Source organism: Halopenitus salinus (assembly GCF_055397165.1).
In genome coordinates this window covers 1,182,252-1,199,114 of record NZ_AP043853.1, presented here as the reverse complement: position 1 = coordinate 1,199,114, position 16,863 = coordinate 1,182,252, and the positions used below count along the sequence as shown (strand labels likewise).

At 64.6% G+C, this 16,863-nt stretch carries 16 protein-coding genes and 2 tRNA genes; 8 read left to right on the top strand and 10 right to left on the bottom strand.

The window, feature by feature from the left end:
- Positions 1-31: 31 nt before the first annotated feature.
- Complete coding sequence (locus tag ACZ5YD_RS07800) at positions 32-598, bottom strand: DUF84 family protein (protein ID WP_379741944.1); 567 nt, start codon at positions 596-598, stop codon at positions 32-34.
- A gap of 116 nt (positions 599-714) precedes the next feature.
- Entirely contained in the window at positions 715-1,488 is a 774-nt protein-coding gene (locus ACZ5YD_RS07795; RefSeq protein ID WP_379741941.1) for a cobalamin-binding protein, read from the bottom strand.
- A 196-nt stretch (positions 1,489-1,684) separates the two neighbouring features.
- Here ACZ5YD_RS07795 and ACZ5YD_RS07790 point away from each other — a divergent pair, with 196 nt between their 5' ends.
- The 5 genes from ACZ5YD_RS07790 to ACZ5YD_RS07770 all read left to right on the top strand — a co-directional run bounded on the left by ACZ5YD_RS07790 (position 1,685) and on the right by ACZ5YD_RS07770 (position 5,993).
- Entirely contained in the window at positions 1,685-2,641 is a 957-nt protein-coding gene (locus tag ACZ5YD_RS07790) for a transcription initiation factor IIB (protein ID WP_379741938.1), read from the top strand.
- A 113-nt stretch (positions 2,642-2,754) separates the two neighbouring features.
- Entirely contained in the window at positions 2,755-3,465 is a 711-nt protein-coding gene (locus ACZ5YD_RS07785; RefSeq protein WP_379741935.1) for a type I 3-dehydroquinate dehydratase, read from the top strand.
- Complete coding sequence (locus tag ACZ5YD_RS07780; protein ID WP_379741932.1) at positions 3,462-3,890, top strand: DUF192 domain-containing protein; 429 nt, start codon at positions 3,462-3,464, stop codon at positions 3,888-3,890. The genes ACZ5YD_RS07785 and ACZ5YD_RS07780 overlap by 4 nt, the downstream gene beginning before the upstream one ends.
- 197 nt (positions 3,891-4,087) lie before the next feature.
- On the top strand, positions 4,088-5,578 hold the full coding sequence (locus ACZ5YD_RS07775) for a 2-isopropylmalate synthase (protein WP_464384467.1): 1,491 nt from the start codon (positions 4,088-4,090) through the stop codon (positions 5,576-5,578).
- Between the two features lie 109 nt (positions 5,579-5,687).
- Positions 5,688-5,993, top strand: coding sequence for a DUF8081 domain-containing protein (locus ACZ5YD_RS07770; protein WP_379741926.1), 306 nt, complete (start codon positions 5,688-5,690; stop codon positions 5,991-5,993).
- 52 nt (positions 5,994-6,045) lie between these two features.
- Here ACZ5YD_RS07770 and ACZ5YD_RS07765 read toward each other — a convergent pair.
- Positions 6,046-6,130, bottom strand: a tRNA-Ser gene (locus tag ACZ5YD_RS07765).
- 146 nt (positions 6,131-6,276) lie between these two features.
- Between ACZ5YD_RS07765 and ACZ5YD_RS07760 the strand changes: the two genes are divergently transcribed.
- The 3 genes from ACZ5YD_RS07760 to ACZ5YD_RS07750 all read left to right on the top strand — a co-directional run bounded on the left by ACZ5YD_RS07760 (position 6,277) and on the right by ACZ5YD_RS07750 (position 8,622).
- Positions 6,277-7,044, top strand: a complete 768-nt coding sequence (locus ACZ5YD_RS07760) for a nucleotide-binding protein (RefSeq protein WP_379741923.1) — start codon at positions 6,277-6,279, stop codon at positions 7,042-7,044.
- Positions 7,041-7,655, top strand: coding sequence for a DUF8054 family protein (locus ACZ5YD_RS07755; RefSeq protein WP_379741920.1), 615 nt, complete (start codon positions 7,041-7,043; stop codon positions 7,653-7,655). The genes ACZ5YD_RS07760 and ACZ5YD_RS07755 overlap by 4 nt, the downstream gene beginning before the upstream one ends.
- A gap of 133 nt (positions 7,656-7,788) precedes the next feature.
- Positions 7,789-8,622: a bile acid:sodium symporter family protein gene (locus ACZ5YD_RS07750; RefSeq protein ID WP_379801163.1), complete on the top strand. Its 834-nt coding sequence runs from the start codon at positions 7,789-7,791 to the stop codon at positions 8,620-8,622.
- A 154-nt stretch (positions 8,623-8,776) separates the two neighbouring features.
- Here ACZ5YD_RS07750 and gdhB read toward each other — a convergent pair whose 3' ends face one another.
- The 7 genes from gdhB to flaJ all read right to left on the bottom strand — a co-directional run bounded on the left by gdhB (position 8,777) and on the right by flaJ (position 16,755).
- Entirely contained in the window at positions 8,777-10,084 is a 1,308-nt protein-coding gene (gdhB, locus tag ACZ5YD_RS07745) for a glutamate dehydrogenase GdhB (RefSeq protein ID WP_379801161.1), read from the bottom strand.
- A 2-nt stretch (positions 10,085-10,086) separates the two neighbouring features.
- A complete protein-coding gene (locus ACZ5YD_RS07740; protein WP_379739213.1) occupies positions 10,087-10,230 on the bottom strand; it encodes a rubrerythrin-like domain-containing protein in 144 nt (47 codons plus the stop codon).
- 1,181 nt (positions 10,231-11,411) lie between these two features.
- Positions 11,412-11,484, bottom strand: a tRNA-Arg gene (locus tag ACZ5YD_RS07735).
- 97 nt (positions 11,485-11,581) lie between these two features.
- Positions 11,582-12,166, bottom strand: coding sequence for a 2Fe-2S iron-sulfur cluster-binding protein (locus ACZ5YD_RS07730; protein ID WP_379739211.1), 585 nt, complete (start codon positions 12,164-12,166; stop codon positions 11,582-11,584).
- Between the two features lie 259 nt (positions 12,167-12,425).
- The gene (gene thsA / locus ACZ5YD_RS07725; RefSeq protein ID WP_379739229.1) at positions 12,426-14,090 is read right to left on the bottom strand and encodes a thermosome subunit alpha; all 1,665 of its coding nucleotides are present in this window, start codon (positions 14,088-14,090) and stop codon (positions 12,426-12,428) included.
- Positions 14,091-14,304: 214 nt separating this feature from the next.
- Complete coding sequence (locus ACZ5YD_RS07720; RefSeq protein ID WP_379739208.1) at positions 14,305-14,847, bottom strand: KH domain-containing protein; 543 nt, start codon at positions 14,845-14,847, stop codon at positions 14,305-14,307.
- 171 nt (positions 14,848-15,018) lie between these two features.
- The gene (gene flaJ, locus ACZ5YD_RS07715; RefSeq protein ID WP_379739205.1) at positions 15,019-16,755 is read right to left on the bottom strand and encodes an archaellar assembly protein FlaJ; all 1,737 of its coding nucleotides are present in this window, start codon (positions 16,753-16,755) and stop codon (positions 15,019-15,021) included.
- Positions 16,756-16,863 lie beyond the last annotated feature (108 nt).

The window sequence follows — 16,863 nt, the reverse complement described above, 5'->3', positions numbered from 1 at the left end:
GAGACACGGGACGGCTGGGTCGTTATGTGTATTAAACGTCGGGTCGGTCGGCCGATTCGCACACGTATAGATCGGTGAGAAACGGTGCGAGAGCGCTCGAAGTTGCGGTCTCGAGCGCCTTCGTTCGGTCGATTCGACCTCCGGTGAACGCGCCGATCGCTCCCCGTCCGGTGGCGACGTCCTCCTCCCCGAGCACGTCGTCGATGACCGGGCCGAGTTCCGCGCCGTCCCGCACCCGCCGCTCGACGGTTGCCGGGAGTCGAACGCTCGGTCCGGAACCGATCCCGGTCGTCGCTCCGTCGTCGACGACGGCCCACATGATCAAGAACAGCCCGTCGGCGTTCTCGACGTCGGCGACTCCCCCCTCGAGCCCGACGCCGAGGTCGTATCCCCTCTCGAGGACGTTTCGAGCTCGTGTTCGGGCACCGCGGATCGTCTCCGCGCGACCGCGGGGTTGTTCGCTCACGCCGGTCCCGACGGGAACTGTCTCGATCGAGGCGGGAGCGGTCCCGTCGATCGTGGCACAGTTCACCGCTGCCGCGACCGCCTCGCGTTTCACCGGATTCGCGCTACCGACGCCGACTCGCATGTCGGCCATCGATCGGGACCGGACAAGTCGGTGTCGGTGGTGGTCGGGTCGTGTTAGTGGTGGTCGGGTCGTGTGGATGGGTGGCCGGGTCGCGTCCTCGGTCACGCACGTCGCGCTCGCCGGCATCACGTCTCGAGATGCAGACCTGGATGAATGACCTCCGCGAGCCGTTCGATCCCCTCGATCAGTCCCGGGCTCGGTTGGTTCATGAGGTCGTCGTGGATCACGTGGACCTCCGCGTCGAGTTCCCAGCCCCGATCGGCTATCACGCTCGGATCCACGCGATCTCCGTATCCACAGGGGTGTAGGACGACGTGATCGGGGTCGTGGCCACGGACGGCTTCCTCGTCCGTCTCCCGCGAGCGCTCGCCGGGATCGACGAACGGATACCGCCCGCCCGCGGCCTCGACCACGTCCGGGACCCAGTTGCCGGCGGCCATGGGCGGGTCGCTCCACTCCTCGCAGTAGATGACGGGCCGAGTGCCCCTTGACTCTCGGCGATGGTTCGAGACGCTCTCGGTGATCTCGTCGATCCGACCGCGTGCCCGTTCCGCGAGGCGTTCTCCGGCTTCCCGCCGACCGACGGCGTCACCGACGTCGGCGAACGACTCCACCACGTCCTCGAGCGTCGCGGGCTCGTGGTGGACCACGTCATGTCCTCGATCACGAAGCGCATCGGCGATCTCCGCTTGGAGTCCGTCGCTCGTGAGGACGACGTCCGGTTCGAGCTCGTCGACCCGTTCGAGATCCGGCGTCGTCCATCCACCGACCGTCTCCGGATCGCGACCGCTTTCGACCGAGCAGTGGGCGGTCACGCCCACGAGACGGTCGCTTGCGCCTAACGCGCCGATCGTCGCGGTCGCGCTCGGCGCCAGCGAGACGACGCGGGGAGGCTCCATGGTCGTCGATCGATCGCCCACGTCAAGGGTGCTTCGGTACGCACTCACACACGAGATCGAACCGTTCGCCGACGATCGTGATCATTCATTCAATTTCTGCCCGGGTGGATTCCGGTCGTTTTAAGTGTCGTTCGCTCGTCTTTTGGGTAAGCACTTCCTCGGGTTCTCATTGGTCCGTCCGAGGGGGATGACACCTATGAGCGAACGCACACACATGCGGGAGAGAACCTCCCAGCGCGAAACCGAAAGCGACGAAGGATTGAGTTGCCCCGAGTGTGACGGCCACGTCGTCACCGACGAGGAGCACGGCGAGACGGTCTGTTCGGACTGCGGCCTCGTCGTCGAGGCCGACTCCGTCGATCGCGGCCCCGAGTGGCGCGCGTTCGACTCTCGCGAGAAGGACGAGAAGTCGCGCGTCGGCGCCCCGACGACGAACACGATGCACGACAAGGGCCTGTCGACGAACATCGACTGGCGCGACCAGGACGCCTACGGCCGGTCGCTTTCGGGCCGACAGCGCCAGAAGATGCAGCGGCTCCGCAAGTGGAACGAGCGGTTCCGCACGCGCGACTCCAAGGAGCGCAACCTCAAGCAGGCGCTCGGCGAGATCGACCGCATGGCCTCCGCGCTCGGCCTCCCGGACAACGTTCGCGAGACCGCCTCCGTCATCTACCGGCGGGCGCTCGACGAGGACCTGCTTCCCGGCCGATCCATCGAGGGCGTCTCGACGTCGTGTGTCTACGCAGCCGCGCGGATGGCCGGCGTTCCGCGCTCGCTCGACGAGATCTCGGAGGTCTCCCGCGTCGAGAAGTCGGAGATCGCCCGGACGTACCGCTACGTCGTGCGCGAGCTCAAACTCGAGGTCAAACCCGCGGATCCCGAACAGTACGTCCCCCGGTTCGCCTCCGCGCTCGAGCTCTCCGACGAGGCCGAGATGCGCGCGAAACAGCTTCTGAAGAACGCCAAGGAGAAGGGCGTCCACTCGGGGAAGTCGCCGGTCGGGCTCGCCGCCGCCGCCGTCTACGCCGCCGCGCTGCTCACCAACGAGAAGACGACGCAGGCGGCCGTCTCGGAGGTCGCGGACATCTCCGAGGTCACGATCCGCAACCGGTACCACGAGCTGCTCGAAGCCGAGGAAGGCCTCATCGCGTAGTCGATCGGCGTCTCTACGGTTCCTTTCTCCGCTTTCGTTTCCCCGTTGCTTTTCCCCTCGCTTGCGAGCGGTCGACAGCCACACCTAAGTCGGCTCGGGGCCCACGGGTCGACATGTTCGAGGAGTTCGTGCTCGCGGCGGCCACGGCGGATCCGAGCGAGGCCGAGGCGGCGGTGCCCGCCGCCGACGCCCTCGAGTTTCGGATGGACCTCGCCGATGATCCACTCCGTGCGCTGTCGGCCTACGACGGACCGCTCCCGGTCATCGCCACGGACCGGGCCGACTGGGAGGGGGGCGAGGCCGACTCGCTCGCGCGCTACGAGCGGCTCTCGGAGGCGGTCGCCCACGACTCCGTCGTCGCCGTCGACGTCGAACTCGCGGCGCTGCAAGCCACGGCGCCGGATCCGGAGCTCGAACGGTCACACGCGAACGCGCTCCGGGAGACCGCTCGCGAGTCCGGCGTGCAGGTGATCGCCTCCGCTCACGACTTCGAGTCGACGCCGCCCGTTGACGCGCTCGTCGACCTCCTCGCGGACGCCGCCGCGGCCGGCGACGTCGGGAAGGTCGCGACGATGGCCGCCTCTCCCGACGACGCCCTCGCGATGTTGCGTGCGACCCGACGGGCGACCGCGGCCGGCCACACGGTGGCGACGATGTGCATGGGCGAACCCGGCAGACACACCCGTGCCGTGGCGCCCGTCTACGGCTCCCGGGTCGGCTATGCCCCCGTCGATCCGGCGAACGCGACGGCGCCCGGACAGTATTCGCTCTCGACGCTTCGTCGGCTCGTCGACGACCTGACTCGGGACGGGAGCGAGGCGTGACCGACTCCACGCCGTCGAACCTCTCCGAGGGATCCCGACTCCGTCATCGGCCCGCCGGTTCGGCCCCGTCGACCGACGTGGAGGAGGACGACGTTTCCGCGGACCGGACGCTCGCGAGCACCGTCGAGATCGCGGACTCGACGCTCTCGAAGGCGAGGGGATTGATGTTCCGGCGGTCGATCCCCGACGACTACGCGCTCGTGTTTCCCTTCGAGAACGTCGACGCGCGAACGCTACACATGCTCTTCGTGCCCTTTCCCATCGACGCCGTCTGGATCGTCGACGGGATCGTGACGCGGACAAAGCGACTGCGGCCGTTCGTCGGGATCGGTCGCGCCCGGGCCGACACGGTGATCGAGCTGCCGGCCGGAGCCGCCGACGCCGTCGAACCCGGCGACGCTATCGCGTTCCCGGAAACCCGATAGCTTATTACCGTGGGTCTCCACCCCACGAGTACGAATGACACGATACACTCGTGGCAATTCGGAGGATAGAGGAAGTCGCCACACGGCGGCTGGCCGTGAAATTCTCCGGTAACGACGACCAACCGGCCCGTCCTTCTCACGACGGGTCCACAGACGACGCCGTTTTCACCTCGCTTTCGGACCGCGATTCCGTTCGATTGCTCGATACCACCCTTCGCGACGGCGAGCAGATGCCGGGCGTCTCGTTGACCCCGGATCGGAAACTCGACATCGCCCGCGAGCTGGACGCGACCGGCGTCCACGTCATCGAGGCCGGCTCCGCGTGCACCTCGGAGGGCGAACGCGAGGGCATCCGCCGGGTGGCCGACGAGGGGCTCGATGCGACCGTCACGAGCTTCGCCCGCGGCGTCAAGGCCGACATCGACCGCGCGCTCGAGTGCGGCGTCGACGGCGTCAACCTCGTCGTCCCGGCCTCGGATCGCCACGTCGAGACGAAGGTCGGGTCCACGCGCGAGGAGGTCCTCGAGACCGTCGAGGAGCTCGTCGCCTACGCGAAGGACCACGGGTTGTGGCTCGAGCTGCTCGGCGAGGACGGCTCACGGGCCGACCTCGAGTACCTCGAGCGCATGGCCGAGACCGGATTCGACGCCGGCGCCGATCGGTTCTGTTACTGTGACACCGTCGGCGCGGCCGGCCCCGAACGAACCGCCGACATCGTCTCGCGCCTGGCCGCCCTCGGGCCGACCGGGGTTCACACCCACGACGACCTCGGGTTCGGAATGACGAACGTCCACGCCGGCCTCCGCGCCGGGGCGGACTTCGTCCACGCGACCGTCAACGGGGTGGGCGAGCGCGCCGGCAACGTCGCCTTGGAGGAGGTCGCCATCGCGCTCGATCGGTGTTACGGGATCGAGACGGTCGACCTCGAGCACCTCTACCGGCTCGCCCGGACCGTCTCGGAGGCGACCGGCGTCTCGCCCCCGCCGAACAAGGCGGTCTGCGGGGCGAACGCCTTCGCCCACGAGTCCGGCATCCACACCGACGGGACGCTGAAGGACGGCGCCATGTACGAGCCGTACCCGCCCGAGACGGTGGGCCGCGAGCGCCGGCTCGTGCTCGGGAAACACGCCGGGCGCGCGGGCGTCTCGGCCGCCCTCTCCGAACACGGCGTCGAGGTCACGGACGACCAGCTCGCCACGGTCGTCGAGCGCGTCAAGGACCTCGGCGACCGCGGAAAGCGCGTCACCGACGCCGATCTGCTCGCCATCGCCGACGACGTACGCGAGCGCGAGCGCGAGCGTCAGGTCGAGCTGCTCGATCTCACCGCCTCCTCCGGCTCCGGGCTCCCGACCGCGTCGGTGCGACTGCGGGTCGCCGGCGAGGAGCGGGTCGCATCCGGTCACGGCTCCGGCCCGGTCGACGCCGCCGTCGCCGCGGTTCGCGAGGCGCTCGCCGACGAGGACGTCGAGTTCGAGCTCGACTCCTACCACGTCGATGCGATCACCGGCGGGACCGACGCCGTCGTGACCGTCGTGGTCGAACTCTCCCGCGGCGACCGGACGGTCACCGTCGAGGCCGCGGAGGCCGACATCACGCGTGCGAGCGTCGTGGCCATGGTCGACGCGCTCGACCGGCTGTGTGGCGACGCCCTTCGGCAGGCGAGCGGACCCACGCCGGCGGACGACTGAGCGACTCCGGCTTCCGTTCCGGTCTTCGTATCGGCCGGTATCGGGCCATCGCTCGATCGTCGACGCGCGTCTGACGGGGTTTTTATTCGATCGCCTCCGATCGACGGGCGTGAGCGTCGTCGTCGCGATCAAACCCTCGGCTCGAAAGCGCAACGCCAAGGTCGGGACCGCCGTCTTCGAGGAGGGCCCACGCCGGGAGTTCGCCGATCGCGAGGCTGCAGAGCGGTGGGCGGCGGACCTCTCGGCCGGCGACGGCCACGTCTGGATCGCTTCGGCCCATCCGGAGGACGGCGGCGACGTCGACTGCTACCTCCTCTCGCGGGCGACGAACGCGAAGCTTGAGGCGGCCTACGACAAGCGCCGCCGTCGCCTTCGTGAGGACGGTGCGACCCAGCGGTCGCTCGACGGGGCGTGATCGCACGGTCTCGATCCGCGGGGCAAGATCGGATTCTCGGAAAAGTCGGGAGCGCCGAGGAAGGGATTTGAACCCTTGAGTCCGAACGGACAGCAGATTTCGAATCTGCCGCCTTGGCCAGGCTAGGCTACCTCGGCTCACGTGTCCGTACTCGAGTTCGAATGAAAGGGGTTTCGATCCCGTACCCGTCCGACTGCGCGGCGGTCCCCCGTGGATCTCGCACCGGATCCGCACCGGATTCGCTCCCGAGTCACTTTTAGCCGCCCCCGGCGAGTAGCGATCGATGGTCGAGGCCTTCGCGGTCGCCAGCGGGAAGGGCGGAACCGGAAAGACGACGAGCACGCTCGCGTTGGGGATGGCGCTTTCGGCCGACCACGACGTGACGGTCGTCGACGCCGACACGGGCATGGCGAACCTGCTTTTCCACGCCGGCCTCGACGACGTCGAGGTCACGCTCCACGACCTCCTCCTCGAGGGGACGGCGACGGAGATCTCGGAGGCGAGCTACGACCGGTTCGGCATGACGGTCGTCCCCTGTGGAACCTCGCTTTCAGGGTTCGAGCGGGCGGATCCGGACCGCCTCCGTGACGTGGTCGCGAAGCTGGCCGCCGACACGGACGTGTTGCTCCTCGACTCCCCGGCCGCCCTCGGGTCGCGATCGGCCGTGTTGCCCATCGTCCTCGCGGATCGAACCGTGATCGTGGTCCAGCCGACGATCCCCGCCATCTCGGACGGACTGAAGGTCCAGGAGTACGCGCGGGCCTACGGGACCGAAACTGCGGGCGTCCTGTTCAACAAGGTCCGCGAGGACGCCGACCGCGTGGCCGAACAGGCCGAACGCCACTTCGGCGGACCGACGCTCGCACAGGTGCCGGCCGCGGAGTCGGTTCGTGCGGCTCGCGCGGCCGGCGAGCCGCTTCTCGCGTACGCTCCGAACAGCGACGCTGCAGCCGCCTTCCGGAAGGCGGCCGCGGCCATCGACGTCCGGGACCGCGACGTCGAAGCGGTGGCCGACCGGTTTCGAAGCGCGGTCGTTCCCGACACGGTATGAGCGAGGACCGACCGAACGCGAGCCTCCCCGAGACCCCTCGCGAGCGCCGCGCGTTCGCCCTGGGTAGCGTTCCGATTCCACGCGGCGAACTCCGGCGCTCGCGGGTCGTCTCCGACCTCGAGGAGCCACTCGAGACGGCGCTTTCGGCTCGGCTCACCGGCTATCTCGTGCTCGTCCCTCAGGAGACGCTGCTTTTGGACGGCGACGTCCGAACCGTCCTCACCCTCGAGGACGGCGTTCCCGTGCTCGCGTACACGCCGGCTTCCGATCGCGGCGGCGCCGACGCGCTCGCCGACGTCGCCGTCTCCGGGCCCTATCGGATCGAGGTGTACGAACTCGCCGCCGACGCGCTCGATACGCTCCACGAGGAGGAGTCGTTTCGCGTCCCGCCCGGCATGCCCGCCGAGGAGCTCGCGGACGCGCCGGCGCTGGCCGAGCGAACCAGGGAGCGTGCGCCGGCCGACCGTCGCACGGAGGACGATCCGTCCTCCGACCACGGCGCGCTCGAGTCCTTCCTCGCCGACGACGAGCGTATCGAAGCGATCCGCGAGCAGGCTCGCGAGGAGGCCGCCGACCGCGCCGCGGAGTGGGGATTCGACGTGGAGCCGTGAGCGGGGACGAAGACAAGACCGAGGACGATCGACGATTCGTTCGCCAAACGGCCGCGACGGGAACCACTTCTAGATCTTCGATACGCCACTGACAAATGGTACTACCTCGAACCTGCGACTGTACGAACCGACAATGGAGGCGATATCTGGAGATGCAGTCGTTGAGATTGTAACGACGGTCTTTGTTCTCTCGACGATGTTCTCGATGGGGCTGAAACTCTCGGTCACACAACTGTTCGGTGCTCTCCGTGACCGGCAACTGTTGAGCAAATCCCTCGTGGTGAATCTCGTAGCCGTCCCGGTCGTCGCCTACCTTCTCATCCGAATGGTTCCGGTCGGCCCGGCGTACGCGACTGGTTTCCTGTTACTTGCCGTCTCGCCCGGCGCACCGTTCGGCCCAAAATTTGCCGAAATGTCGGACAGTGATATCGCGTTTGCCAGCGGTCTGATGGCAATTCTCTGTCTCCTGTCGGTTGTGACGATCCCAATCTCACTGGTAGTGCTCGCACCCGGTGATGTCGTCGTCGATCCCGTCGCAATCGGACGGATGGTGCTGGAAATTCAGATTGTACCACTACTCGCGGGGCTTGGGTTATCCTACCTGTATCCCGCATTCGGTGACCGGATGTACGCGCCCATACAGCGACTGTCCGACATCTCGTTCGTCGGACTGATCGTCCTCTTAGTTGTAGTTTATAGCGGCGAGTTGCGATCGCTCATCGGAACAGAGATGCTCGCCATCTCGGCGGTCGCTGTCGGTCTCTCATTAGCACTCGGGTACCTCTTTGGGGGGCCGGTCCGGGAACGGCGTGAGGTGTTGGCGACCACGACGGCCGCACGCAACGCCGCGATTGCGCTGTTTATCGCAACCGCTGGGTTTTCGAATCCGGACGTTCTCACAGTCGTGCTTGGATTCTCGTTCGTCAGTGTCGTTGGTGCCGGCACACTCGCGGGCGCGTGGCGATAGCTCGGTGGGTAACTTCGACGATGAATATTCAAACCGTCGAGGGTTCCCGACCAATAGGCCTAAGATGGCCAAACTTAGGGGTTTACCGAAGTAGATTCAACCCAAAACGATCGATGAAGACCACTGCCAAGTGATTATTCGAGGTGCCCCATTACTATGGCCACAGCCCTCGTACCTCGTGGGCCTCCGCGACTCGCGAGAGTGCGACAATATAGGCAGCATCTCGCCACGTCACATCACGATTAGCAAATTCCGTTTCGACCACATCCCACGCTTTCAACATCTCTTCATCGAGTTCATTGTGAACCCGTTCAAGCGACCACGCTCGGCGGTTGATGTCCTGCAACCACTCGAAGTAACTGACGGTAACGCCACCTGCATTCGCGAGAATATCTGGAATAACCGGAATCCCTCGATCTGTAAATATCTGATCTGCCGCACTCGTTGTTGGACCGTTTGCACCTTCAACGATAATGTCCGCCATTACCTCTTCAGCGTTTTCGACTTTCAGTACATTACCGAGCGCAGCTGGAATCAGGACATCGACATCGAGTTCGAGTAACTCTGCGTTCGTAACTGTTTCCGGCGCATCGTGACGCATCACCGCTTCGGGCTCTTCGTGATGAGACGGAATCGCATGTGTGTCAAGACCGTTTGTATCGTATATGCCACCGTTGACGTCACTGACAGCGACGACGTTTGCACCCCAGTCATCAAGGAGGCGAGCAGCATTTGATCCGACGCTGCCATAGCCTTGAATAGCGATGGTCGTCGTCTTAATATCCTTCTCGTAGTACTCTATCGCTTCTCGAGCAATAATGGCGACACTCCGACCAGGAGCCTCATTACGTCCCTTGCTTCCCCCGATAACGGGCGGTTTCCCCGTGACCACACCAGGAACCGTTTCGCCTTCCTGCATCGAATAAGCGTCCATCAACCAGGCCATCGTCTGAGGCCCCGTCCCCATATCGGGCGCCGGAATATCCACGGTCGGACCGATAACGCTGCGAATTTCCTCACCAAACCGCCGGGTGAGACGTTCCGTCTCATCATCGCTCAATTTTTTCGGATTCACCGCAACTCCCCCTTTTGCACCACCGAAGGGGAGATCCATCACAGCACACTTCCAAGTCATCCACATCCCGAGGCCCACACATTCGTCTCTGGTAACCTCGGGATGATACCGCAGCCCGCCCTTGTACGGACCGCGGACACTATCGTGTTGAGCCCGATAGCCGGTGAAAACCTCTACTGTTCCGTCATCACGTTCGATCGGGACCGTAACTTCGTGAACCTTCTTTGGATGTTTGAGGCGGTCAACCACATTCGAATCGATATCGAGGTGATCAGCAGCATGTTGCAATTGGCGACGAGCGGTCTCCAAGGCTGATTCAATCTCCGTCTCAGTGGATTTTGCTACTGCTCCCTCTTCGCTTTGTGAGTAGTTGGATTGTGACACCATCGTTATTCAACAGAAACCTGTCGATTTCGCATTTTACCAGCACAGTCAGGACATTGACTGGGGCGATTTTCAGCGAACACGATTTTGCCACACGAAAAGCACTCGTATTCCGATTTTTCGTTTGAGTCAATTTCGATGTCTTTCATGGTGCATCTATGAGTGCCGAAATCAGAGTGGACACTCCGCTATGTAATAATAGGTGTATAAGGATATATTTATGCATGTGATATCACACGTGTGAGCCGATCTCGGGTGTGGTATCAAACATACAACCACCGCGAGTACGAGTCTATTCGAACTTCTACAACCTCGTCGGCAGCACTCGGGGGTCACCGAAACGATCGGATATCGATCCAGCGGTAAAAGCAGGATATCAATCGATGTGACGAATTCCTAACAGAACGCCAACCCGGGGGGAAGAACACGCTCGCCAAAATTGTAAACGAACACGCAACGGATTGCCATCGGGCGCACAGAACCATCCGGTTCTATTGGAATTCTCGTCTAATGATAGATTCTGATCCGGTGGTGATCAGTACATCTGATGTACTGAACGAGTGAGCGTAGAACACTCTCAACTACTGAGGATTGCAACAGAGCCAACTGACCGAGACTATCATCAGAACTAACCGGACATCCGGGTTGGCATGATCCGTGGAGACCAGTAGCGGCCTTCGGCATAATCAGTCCGTAACGGGCCCGTTGGAAGTGACGATCCGCGACGTCGGTAACACTCTGTAACGTCTTTCGATAGCCCGCCTCCGGTGCCGGAAATCCCTGACGGGCGCCGAGCACCTCATCGTTTACCGCCGCGATCTCGTAGAGACGTCCATTGCGGCGGAGCTCCATGTCTCGTTCAATTACTGGCTGATAGAACGGTACCGGGTATATATTCGGGGATCACTAATCCCGGGCGGATTCGAATTGCTTCCATCAGCAGTCCGGGGATTGCCGATTCCCGGATAGCCGGATCCCCCTTTGGCTGCGATCGCCGGATGGCCAATATGCTCCCTCTCGTGGTCGATTTTCGCCCCGATTCCACGCCACTGTCGATACTGATCAGCGGTTCGGTTATTACGGCGTTCTCGAGATCGTCCGCGAAACGCTCACTACGGATTTTCCTTTCTGCTCGTCAAGACCGGACCGACATGGAAAAGCTACCAACCACCCACAGAACTTCACCTCGACTCCGTTTCGTGTATCCCACGAACCACACGAAGGCGACGATCCCCGTTACGCTACGTAACGAACTCAAAATCGCGTCTGGGGATTCACCTTATATACACCCGCCCGCAGTCGTGCCAATCTGCCCCGTCAGGAAACGTGACGGGCGCGACGGGATTTGAACCCGCGGCATCTTGGTCCGGAACCAAGTGCTCTGTCCGCTGAGCTACGCGCCCTCACCTTCGAGTATCCCGCTCGATCGCTTAAACGGTTCGAAAAATGGACCCGGAACCGATCGTGGAGTGAACGTCCGACGCGGCGGATCGCGTCGGCCTACGGCGACTCGCCGGTCTCGATGCTGAAGGAGTCGCGCGGGTAGGCGACGCAGGTGAGCGTGTAGCCGTCGTCGATCTCGGCCTCGCCGAGCATCTGTTGGTCGTCGTGGACGACGTAGTCCTCGGAGGGGCCGTCGGTGATGTGGGCCGAACACGAGACGCACTGGCCCTGCCGGCACGCGTAGGGCATGTCCCAACCCTGCTCTTCGCCCTGGTCGAGGATCGGTTCGTTGTTGGCGAGTTCGACCGTCTCGCCCTCCTTTATGAACTCGACCTCGTAGTACTCGATCTCGTCGTCGGGAATGTCGCCGGGGCCGGCGGACTCCTCGGCGCCGCCCTCCTCGAGCTCGCCGCCCTCGCCGCCTTCACCGCCGCCGCCGACGGCGACGGCGCCGCCACCGCCGCCGATGGAACGGTTCATCGGCTCGGGGAAGTCGGTCTCGGGTACGGTGGACGCACGCCGTTCGAGCACCTCCTCGGAGATGTCCTCGGCCGGGCTCCAGCCGGTCCCCTTCAACGAGGAAAAGAACACGACGACCAACACGATGGACGCCGCCACTCCGATCGCCAGTGGATCAGCCATGTTCGCGAGTACGAAGAGGTCCCATAAGGGGGTTTTGATCGGTTCGAGCGGATCTCGGATCGATCCGAAACGTCCCGTGGCCGGTCGGCGTCGACGCTCCGATCCAAGTGCTGTCGCTCTTTAGGGTGCTGTTGCTCTCCCGGATGCTGTCGCTCGTCAGAGCGTGGACGCCTCGAAAGAAATCGGAACTCGGTTCGCGATCGACGCGGTCGGTGCGGCGAAACGGTCAGGTGGGTGTGGCTGGGCTATCGGCCGACGCTCACATTGCGCCGCCCATGCCGCCCATGCCGCCGCCCATGCCGCCGCCCATGCCGCCCATGCCGCCGGCACCGCCGGGCGCGCCGCCGTCGTCGCCGCCGTCGTCGGAGCCGCCGCCCTTGAGGTCGCCGGCCGCGATGACGTCGTCGATACGGAGGATCATGACGGCCGCCTCGGTGGCGGACTCGATGGCCTGCGTCTTCACGCCGAGGGGCTCGACGACGCCCTCGGCCTCCATGTCGATTACGTCGCCGGTGTAGGCGTCGAGGCCGGCGCCGAGCTCGCCGCCGTCGTGGCGGGCACGGAGGTCCACGAGCGAGTCGATGGGATCGAGACCGGCGTTCTCCGCGAGGGTGCGCGGAATGACCTCGAGCGCGTCCGCGAAGGCCTCGACGGCCAGCTGCTCGCGGCCGCCGACGGAGTCGGCGAAGTCACGAAGCTGGAGCGCCAGCTCGGTCTCGGGCGCGCCGCCGCCGGGCAGCACGGCACCCTCGAGCAGCGTCGTCCGCACGACGCCGAGCGAGTCGTCGACCGCGCGCTCGACCTCGTCGACGACGTGCTCGGTGCCGCCGCGGAGGATGAGCGTGACGGAGCGGGCCTGTTCGACGTCCTCGACGAAGATGCGCTCGTCGCCACCGATGTCCTTCTGGGAGACGGAGCCGGCGAAGCCGAGGTCGTCCTCCTCGATGTCGTCGAGGTTGGCCACGATGTTGCCGCCCGTCGCGCGGGCGAGCCGGTTGAGGTCGTCCGACTTCGCGCGTCGGACCGCGAGGATGCCCTCCTGGGCCAGGTAGTGTTGGGCCATGTCGTCGATTCCGTCGCCCACGAAGACGACGTCGGCGCCGACGTCGACGAGCTCGTCGACGAGCTCGCGAAGCTGGGCCTCCTCCTGGTCGAGGAACTGCTGGAGCTGGTCGGGGTCGGTGACGTTGACCTCGGCGTCGATCTCCGTCTCCTTGACCTCGATGGCGCCGTCGAAGAGCGCCACGTTGGCGTCCTCGACCGCGTAGGGCATGTTCTCGTTGACGCGCTCCTTGTCGACGATGACGCCCTCGACGAGTTCGGACTCGTCGATGGAGCCGCCGACGACCTTCTCGACCGAGACGTTCTCGGTGTCGATGCCGTCGTCGTCGGCCACCGCGAGGACCGCGTCGACGACGAGGTCCGCGAGCTGGTCCTTTGCGGACTCCGCGCCCTTGCCGGTCATCGCCGTGGCGGCGATCTCGGTGAGGGTCTCACGGTCGTCCTCGCTGACCTCGATGGACTCCTCCTCGAGGATCTCCTTGGCCTTCGAGGCGGCCTGGCGGAAGCCCTGTGCGAGCGTCGTCGCGTGGATGTCCTGGTCGAGGAGCTCCTCGGCCTGGTCGAGGAGTTCACCGGCAACGACGACGGCCGTCGTCGTCCCGTCGCCGACCTCGTCCTCCTGGGTCTCGGAGACCTCGACGATCATGTTGGCCGCCGGGTGGTCGATGTCCATCTCCTTGAGGATGGTCACGCCGTCGTTCGTGACGACGACGCCGCCCGTCGAGTCGACGAGCATCTTGTCCATCCCCTTCGGTCCGAGCGTGGTTCGAACCGACTCCGCGACGGCCTTGCCGGCCGTGATGTTCATCGTCTGTGCGTCCTTTCCGGAGGTCCGCTGCGATTCCTCGGAAAGTACGATCATCGGCTGGTTGCCCATTCGCTGTCGCTGACTCATAGTACAGCGTGTGATTGTCTGTAGTTCTATAAAAGGATTACGCTACCGGTCGACGAAAGCGCCTCACGTGACGGCGCAACTGGATGTGTCACTCGATGTCATAGGGTGTGTTTATAAACTAATTCGACGTCGTATCTCCGGGTTCGGCGCCGCATATTCGGATTTCGCGTCCCCGGGCGAGTCACTTCGGGGCGGAGAACCCGACGTCGTCGCCAAGCTCGTTCGACTTCCGCTCCAGGAAGGAGTAGACCGCGCCGTGGGGTGCGCCGTCGAGCAACATTCCGACCGCCCGTCGAACGGCCGAGACCTCCTCGGGACCGCCGATCACGCCGACGGTCGTTCCGTAGACGACGACTTCGGCGCCCGTCAGTTCCTCCATCAGCTCGCGCGTTCGGCCGTTTTCGCCGATGATCCGTCCCTTCTGTCGCTGCAGGTCGTTGTCGTTTCGGGTGTGGTCGGCCAGATCGACTAACTCGAAGCGTCGGAGGTCGTGATCGAGAAGCGAGAGGGCGACGTCGGGGGTGAATCCCCGACCGATCGCGCGGACGATGTCCGGCGCGATCATCGCGGAGACCGGATCGCCCGTCGAGTCGATCGCCACGGAGCCCGTCTCCGAGTCGACGTCGAGTCGGACGTCCGCCCGGTCTTCCACCTCGCGCAACGTCTCGCCGCCCTCGCCGATGAGGACGCCGATCCGGTCCTGCGGAATCGTTACGTGTCGCATACGTCCCGTTGTCCGTGGATCCGTTTAAGGGTGTTCTCGTGTAGTCGCCGTGTGCGTCCCTCTCGTGGGCGATTCCGAACCTGACGGCCGGCGGATCGGTTTGCCGTTTCGAGCGCTCCGTTCGTGAGGAGCACTCCGTTCGTGGAGGAGCACTCCGTTCGTGAGGAACACTCAGATCGCGAGGATGTCGTTTACGAGCGTGCGCGTGATGATGGCGGTCAGACAGCCGACCCACGTCAACGTCACGAAGTGGATGTACCCGTTCGCGGGGTTGCCGCCGTCGATCGTCCGGATCATGAGCGAGGAGACGACCGCGTTGAACAGGACGATCGTCAAAAGCAGGAACTCGATGACCGGGATGTCGTAGACGCCCGCGTAGATGATCTGTCCGAAGTCCATCTCGTCGACGTCGAGATCGGCGGAGAGGTCCGCGAGGATCGAAACGACCTCCAGGCCGATGAAGAAGGCGAACGTGGAGGCCGCCGTGATCCCGTAGACGAGACCGATGAGGGTCACGGCCGACTGGCGGCGCTGCTCGCGAAGCTGGATCACGGCGTTCATGTTCGCGGAGATCAACTCGCCGAGCTGTTTGGGATCGCCGCCCATCCGGCGGCCGATCAGGTACATCTCCGAGAACTTCTGGATCAGATACGACCGCGTGTCGATCGCGAACCGCCTCCAGGCGCCCTCCGGCTCGATGCGAACGCTGAGGCGCCGATAGAGGCGCTCGATGGCCGGCGAAAGCGCCCCGAAGTCCTTCTCGCGCAGCGACTCCAACACCTTCGTCGTCGTCGACTGCTTCGCGCTCTCGGTCGCGCCGAGCGCCCTGATGAACGAGGGGAACTCCTCGTCTCGAGCGCTTATCGCGGTCTCCTCGCGACGCAAGATCACGCCGGTGAACAAAAGCGGCGTGAGCGGAACACAGACGTACAACGGCAGCGGAACTGGGTTCAAAAACCACAGCAGTCCCGGAAGCCCCGGCCCGACGCCGACGATTCCGCCGCCGGTCACGGCGATGAGCAAAAGCGATCCGACCCCGCCGAGCGCCAGGGCGCCGTAGAGCCGTACGTCTCCGGGCGCGCCGTTCTCCGGATGGTACCAGATCGGATCGTAGGGCGTCATCGACCGGATGACCACGTAGAACCCGGACTGTACGAGCACGAACAGGACGATCACGGCCACCACGGTCATCGTCGGATCCGTTCCCGTCAGGATCGGGAGGACGACGGCGAAGACGAGCGCGAACGTCATCGAGAGGATCATCGACATGTACAGATCCTTCATCACCTCCAGGTTCGCAAGCGCGGACTCGTACAGGGTCTCGTAGTTCGTCAACATCACGTCCTGTTCGGACAGCAGGAACTCCTCGAGCGGCTGTCCGGCGCCGATCGTGTAGCCCAGTCGCTCGAAGAAGTCGGCGAGCATCTTCGAGGGCACGCGCTTGGCGCGGCGGCGACACGCGTCGTCGAGGCTCTGGTTCCACGTGTCGACGAGGTGGACCACGCGGCCGATCTCCTCGGCGGCGACGCCGTACTCCTCCTCGCGCGCGAGCGTCCGGAACACCTCCATCCGGTCGATGTTCGTGGTCGAAAGCACCGTCATGTGGGTCATGACCAGATGGAGCTGGTTGTCGATGTGTGACCTGCGGCTGTTGAGGTACAGCTTCGGGTATCCCACCGCCGACGCGAACACGAGCAGACCGATCCCGACGATCGGAAGCTTGACCGAAAGCGGAAGAGAGACGACGAGCGCGACGCCGACGGTGACCGCCAGGAACGTCGACGCCGGAAGCAGGACGTAGCCCACGTACTGCCGTTTGCTGATGTCCAGCCTGTCGAACGACTCCAGCAGCTCGGAGACGAGCGAGATGAGCCCCGCGATCCCGGTTTCGGTTCCCTTGATCGACATGGTGTGTCTCCTTCGTGTTTCGCGTTCGTTCGCGTCCGGTCGTCCCCGTTCCCGCCTCCGTCGTCCTCATCTCCTCCTTCGTCGACCTCGTCTACGGCGAGTCGACGG

Excerpts from the sequence above, each read along its gene's own strand:
- ACZ5YD_RS07800 (WP_379741944.1), bottom strand. The coding sequence starts at position 598 with ATGGCCGACATGCGAGTCGGCGTCGGTAGCGCGAATCCGGTGAAACGC.
- ACZ5YD_RS07795 (WP_379741941.1), bottom strand. The coding sequence starts at position 1,488 with ATGGAGCCTCCCCGCGTCGTCTCGCTGGCGCCGAGCGCGACCGCGACG.
- ACZ5YD_RS07790 (WP_379741938.1), top strand. The coding sequence starts at position 1,685 with ATGAGCGAACGCACACACATGCGGGAGAGAACCTCCCAGCGCGAAACC.
- ACZ5YD_RS07785 (WP_379741935.1), top strand. The coding sequence starts at position 2,755 with ATGTTCGAGGAGTTCGTGCTCGCGGCGGCCACGGCGGATCCGAGCGAG.
- ACZ5YD_RS07760 (WP_379741923.1), top strand. The coding sequence starts at position 6,277 with ATGGTCGAGGCCTTCGCGGTCGCCAGCGGGAAGGGCGGAACCGGAAAG.
- ACZ5YD_RS07755 (WP_379741920.1), top strand. The coding sequence starts at position 7,041 with ATGAGCGAGGACCGACCGAACGCGAGCCTCCCCGAGACCCCTCGCGAG.
- ACZ5YD_RS07750 (WP_379801163.1), top strand. The coding sequence starts at position 7,789 with ATGGAGGCGATATCTGGAGATGCAGTCGTTGAGATTGTAACGACGGTC.
- gdhB (WP_379801161.1), bottom strand. The coding sequence starts at position 10,084 with ATGGTGTCACAATCCAACTACTCACAAAGCGAAGAGGGAGCAGTAGCA.
- ACZ5YD_RS07740 (WP_379739213.1), bottom strand. The coding sequence starts at position 10,230 with ATGAAAGACATCGAAATTGACTCAAACGAAAAATCGGAATACGAGTGC.
- ACZ5YD_RS07730 (WP_379739211.1), bottom strand. The coding sequence starts at position 12,166 with ATGGCTGATCCACTGGCGATCGGAGTGGCGGCGTCCATCGTGTTGGTC.
- thsA (WP_379739229.1), bottom strand. The coding sequence starts at position 14,090 with ATGATCGTACTTTCCGAGGAATCGCAGCGGACCTCCGGAAAGGACGCA.
- ACZ5YD_RS07720 (WP_379739208.1), bottom strand. The coding sequence starts at position 14,847 with ATGCGACACGTAACGATTCCGCAGGACCGGATCGGCGTCCTCATCGGC.
- flaJ (WP_379739205.1), bottom strand. The coding sequence starts at position 16,755 with ATGTCGATCAAGGGAACCGAAACCGGGATCGCGGGGCTCATCTCGCTC.